General features: G+C 48.1%; 3 protein-coding genes. 1 reads left to right on the top strand and 2 read right to left on the bottom strand.

Going from position 1 to position 4,660, the window contains the following annotated elements; genetic code table 11:
* Positions 1 to 157: 157 nt before the first annotated feature.
* The gene (locus tag CA598_RS31105; RefSeq protein WP_256990736.1) at positions 158 to 1,084 is read right to left on the bottom strand and encodes an AraC family transcriptional regulator; all 927 of its coding nucleotides are present in this window, start codon (positions 1,082 to 1,084) and stop codon (positions 158 to 160) included.
* A gap of 464 nt (positions 1,085 to 1,548) precedes the next feature.
* On the bottom strand, positions 1,549 to 3,444 hold the full coding sequence (locus CA598_RS31100; protein WP_094874370.1) for a PrkA family serine protein kinase: 1,896 nt from the start codon (positions 3,442 to 3,444) through the stop codon (positions 1,549 to 1,551).
* Positions 3,445 to 3,625: 181 nt separating this feature from the next.
* Here CA598_RS31100 and CA598_RS33240 point away from each other — a divergent pair, with 181 nt between their 5' ends.
* On the top strand, positions 3,626 to 4,561 hold the full coding sequence (locus tag CA598_RS33240; RefSeq protein ID WP_256990735.1) for a DUF2161 family putative PD-(D/E)XK-type phosphodiesterase: 936 nt from the start codon (positions 3,626 to 3,628) through the stop codon (positions 4,559 to 4,561).
* Positions 4,562 to 4,660 lie beyond the last annotated feature (99 nt).

The raw sequence follows: 4,660 nt of genomic DNA, 5'->3' as shown, positions 1-4,660 counted from the left end.
CGAAAGCTTTCCGTAGGAAAGCTCACTTCGAAAGCATATGCTGTTTCTGGATTTAATCCGCTAAGGAATAATCAATAAATCCAGAGACAACAGCGACCGAAAGTCCAAACATTCCCCGAAGTTACGATCATCACCGAGCAGCATTTGCCCTTACACATCATTCGGTCGATTTTTTCACAGGAACATAAATCTCCATCACCGTATCCGGCCGCGAATGGCAGCGTTCGTCATAGAATTCGAAATCCAGCTTACTGTCATCATAGTCGTAGCCGCTGTCCTTAAACCATTCTTCGAAGATATACTTCCAAGTGCTTTTTATAACCTGTGCAAACTGTATTTGCTCTGTATCCGTTGAAGTATCCACTGGCGGCGTTGTGAACACAGCATATTCGGCTTCCGGTACATCCATCGTCAGCATATCCTTTTCCACCTTGGAGTAGTCCTCTACAATAACACCTAGAAGATAGGTGGCATTGCCATTATCCGAGGAAGGAATACACAAACCGACTTCTCCGTGTTTAGGCGGATTTAATATTTTATACATTTTAGACTCCAGATTCTCACCCTCGTAATGACTCCAAAAAGAAGCAATATCCTTGGTGTACATACTTCCTGCAACATTAGTTTGGATCCCATACCCAGCGACCTTAAATGCAGGCTGGCGAACAATAACAGGGTTCATTATAAAACCTCCGATTTTAAATCGTGTTTTTCCTTTAGTAAATCCGTTCATCCGTGCGGCATACTGTGTCGGGCTATAGCCAAAAGCCTTGCGAAACGCCTTAGTGAATCCACTTTGTGTCTCAAAACCATAGTCCAGCGCAATATCAATGATCCTTCTACCGGCAAACAATTCAATTGACGCTAAAGATAATTTCCGGCTCCGCACATATTCCATCACGGACATTTCCTTGCATAAGCTGAACACTCGGCAAAAATGATACACCGAATATCCAACCTCAGCGGCTATTTCTTCCACAGTTATATTTTCTTTGATATGAGCTTCAATATATTCAACACATTTCTCTATATCTTTACTGTAATTCAAGTGCAGCACCAGCCTTCCCCCGTACGGTGACTTCATTATATCAACTGCAAGCGAGGAGGATTGTTCCTGTTTTGCTGAGCTGTATGATTAACTGTACAACAACAAGAGCTTGTCCCACTAATGAAATGCATCGCCCCCATTAGCTTACGGACCCAGATGACGTTATTGGCAAACATATGGCCTTTTGAGCGGAGTTTCGGACTCCAGTGCAGCTTTTACTCAAAAAGCAGCTCATATTTAGTGCTTTTCCTGCTAATAGCGTCTATGGAGTCCGATAACCTTCGAAATGTGTTTAAAATCAACCTTTAGGGTCACCTGTGTCCTTTAGCAGCTCCGAACTTTCTACATGAAACAACCAAATTAGTCAGATGGGGGGGCGGCGTTAAGATCAACATAAAGAGGGTAAAAGGAGGTAGACAAAAAATGAAAGGGCAAAAAAGGGTGCCCCATAGCCATTTTCATGGCTTTTGGAACACCCACGTACTTTAAAGGAACTCTTTTTACCGATTAAGCAGACTGCCCACATACTTCAGCAGCTCATTAGCGCAGATGGGGCAATAGTGATGCCCATCAATCAGTCTAGCGCACACCTCATTGATCCGTTTGAGCTGACTTTCATCCGGCGTTTTGGACGAGGTGGTGATTTTGACGATATCTTTGAGATCTGTGAATAGCTTCTTCTCAATTGCTTCCCGCAGGCGGTCGTGGTTGTTGTACTCGAATTTCTTCCCTTTGCGTGAATACGCGGAAATCCGGATCAGGATCTCTTCACGGAACGCTTTTTTCGCATTCTCAGAGATACCAATTTGCTCTTCAATCGAACGCATTAACCGCTCATCCGGCTCCATCTCCTCATCCGTCAACGGATCGCGGATTTTAGACCAATTGCAGAAGGCTTCGATATTATCAAGATAATTCTCAAATAATGTCTTGGCGGACTCCTCAAAGGAGTAGACGAAGGCCTTTTGCACTTCGCTTTTAGCTAAAATGTCATATTCTTTGCGGGCAATGGAGATGAAATTCAAATAACGCTCCCGCTCCTCTTTTGTAATCGATGGATGCTGATCCAGTCCGTCTTTAATGGCCCGCAGGACATCCAGTGCGTTCATGCACTGCAGATCACCTTTGATCAAAGCGCTGGAAATCCGGTTGATAACATACCGTGGATCTATTCCGGACATGCCTTCATCCAAATACTCCGTTTGCATCTCTTTGAGATCTGCTTCTTTGTAGCCCTCGACCTCTTCCCCATCATACATCCTGAGCTTTTTGATCAGATCCATGCCTTGTTTTTTACTTTCTTTCAGACGGGTCAGGATCGAGAAAATAGCAGCGGCACGCAGCGCATGCGGCGCAATATGCACATGGTTCATATCACTCTGGGCGATCAGCTTCGCGTAGATTTTTTCCTCTTCCGACACTCTTAGGTTATACGGAACAGGCATGACAATCATACGGGACTGGAGCGCTTCATTCTTTTTATTAGAAATAAATGACTTATACTCGGTTTCATTGGTGTGAGCGATGATCATTTCATCCGCACTGATCAGCGCGAATCGGCCAGCCTTGAAATTGCCTTCTTGTGTCAGTGATAGCAGGTTCCATAGAAATTTCTCGTCGCATTTGAGCATTTCTTGAAATTCCATCAGTCCACGGTTAGCTTTATTGAGCTCTCCGTCAAAACGGTATGCACGTGGATCAGATTCCGAACCAAATTCAGTAATGGTCGAAAAGTCGATACTTCCTGTCAAATCGGCGATATCTTGCGACTTCGGATCGGATGGACTAAAGGTACCAATCCCTACCCGCTCTTCTTCTGACAAAATGACACGAGTCACTTTGACCTGCTCAATATCTCCCGCATATTCATTTCTCAGCCGCATCTGGCAAGACGGGCATAGGTTGCCCTCAATACGCACACCGAGCTCCTTTTCAATCTCTGGACGAAGCTCCAGGGGGATCAAATGTAGTGGGTCCTCATGCATCGGGCAGCCCTCTATTGCATATACCGCACCCGCATCGGTCCGCGAGTACTGTTCCAAACCACGTTTTAGCAGCGTGACTAGGGTCGATTTCCCCCCACTGACAGGTCCCATCAATAACAGAATCCGTTTACGAACATCTAGCCGGCGTGCTGCAGAATGAAAATATTCCTCCACTAACTTTTCGACTGCACGATCAAGTCCAAAAATCTCCTGTTCAAAAAACTTATAACGTTTGCGTCCGTTTATGTCCTCTACGCCATGCGACTTGATCATGTCATAAACGCGGGAGTGAGCGGTTTTAGCGGGAGAGGGGTCTTTTTTCAAAAGTTCTATATACTGCTTGAAGGTCCCGCTCCACGCCAAACGGTCGTTCTCAGCCCGATACGAAGCTATTCGCTCAAAAATATCCATTGCTCGCTGCCTCCTCTTGCGCTCCTACTTGCTCTCCTATAGCGTTAAAAAGTGTATTACATACCTATGCGGCAAGCGCGGAATAGTTGACCTCTTTTTTGCTGTGCTATAATAGAGAATCATAAAATCGCAGTAAAACCTTAATGGAAACCCGAAAATAAAGGGCTACGGGAGTGACACTATGGCGGTACGACATGAAACGGAGCTGTATGCTCCTTTGAAGGTTTTTTTTGAAAAGCAAGGATATAGCATCAAGGGTGAGGTTCGGACTTGTGATTTGGTGGGTATTCGTGAGGATTTAGAGCACCCTCTAATCGTAGAGATGAAAAAATCGTTCAACCTCGCCTTGCTCCTGCAAGGCGTGGAACGGCTAAAGCTCAGTCCTACAGTCTATCTCGCAGTAGAACGTGTCCGTGATAAAAAAGGGGCGGTGAACCAGCGCTGGGGCGAGCTTAGCGGACTGTGCCGCCGTCTTGGTCTCGGGCTGATCACCGTTGTTTTTTATAAGACCAAAGCCCCGCTGGTCGAGGTGCTCGTGGAGCCAGACGAGACACCACCTGCGCAGCGCAGCAACAAGCGGCGGCGCGAGCGCCTGCTCTATGAGTTCCGCGAGCGCAGCGGAGACTACAACACCGGCGGCAGCACGCGCGTCAAGCTCGTGACGGCCTACCGCGAGAAAGCGCTGCGTGTCGCGCTTTCTCTACAGGCAGCGGAGGCGGAAGCCGCCGTCGCTGCCGAGAAGGCCGCTGCGAAGGCTTCGCTCGCAGCGGGCAAACGTGCAGCGGCGAGCACCGCTGCACAGGCTCCGGCGCTGAGCTCAGCGCCGGAGGGGCGTGCTGCCGGGGACACGGCAGCACGGGAGGCAGCGGCGGCTGGCACGCGAAGCGGTGCCCCTAGCGCTGCCTCAAGCGCCCCCTCGGCCGGGATATCTCCGGCCGAGCTGCGGAAGCGTAGCGGCGTACCGAACGCCGCCGCTATGCTGCAGCACAACTACTACGGCTGGTTCCACCGTGTCAGCCGTGGGCGGTATACCCTGACCCCAGCCGGTCAGGCCGCGCTAGTGGAATACGCCGCTATAACTGGCGGCGCCGCCTCCAATAGTCATCACAGTAATTAGCTTGCCTATACTAAATAAAAAATTCTTTCAACTTCAAATTTTTGCTGGAGCCTTTATCTTTTTCTCTGCTTTTGATCTTTCACTTCGATTTTGATCTTT

Source organism: Paenibacillus sp. VTT E-133291, assembly GCF_002264395.1.
Lineage (GTDB): Bacteria > Bacillota > Bacilli > Paenibacillales > Paenibacillaceae > Paenibacillus_AQ > Paenibacillus_AQ nitricinens.
Note: the sequence above shows the minus strand (reverse complement) of the source record. Positions and strands in the feature narration are given on the sequence as shown.

Coding starts and splice junctions, on each gene's coding strand:
- CA598_RS31105 (WP_256990736.1), bottom strand. CDS start 1,084: ATGAAGTCACCGTACGGGGGAAGGCTGGTGCTGCACTTGAATTACAGT.
- CA598_RS31100 (WP_094874370.1), bottom strand. CDS start 3,444: ATGGATATTTTTGAGCGAATAGCTTCGTATCGGGCTGAGAACGACCGT.
- CA598_RS33240 (WP_256990735.1), top strand. CDS start 3,626: ATGGCGGTACGACATGAAACGGAGCTGTATGCTCCTTTGAAGGTTTTT.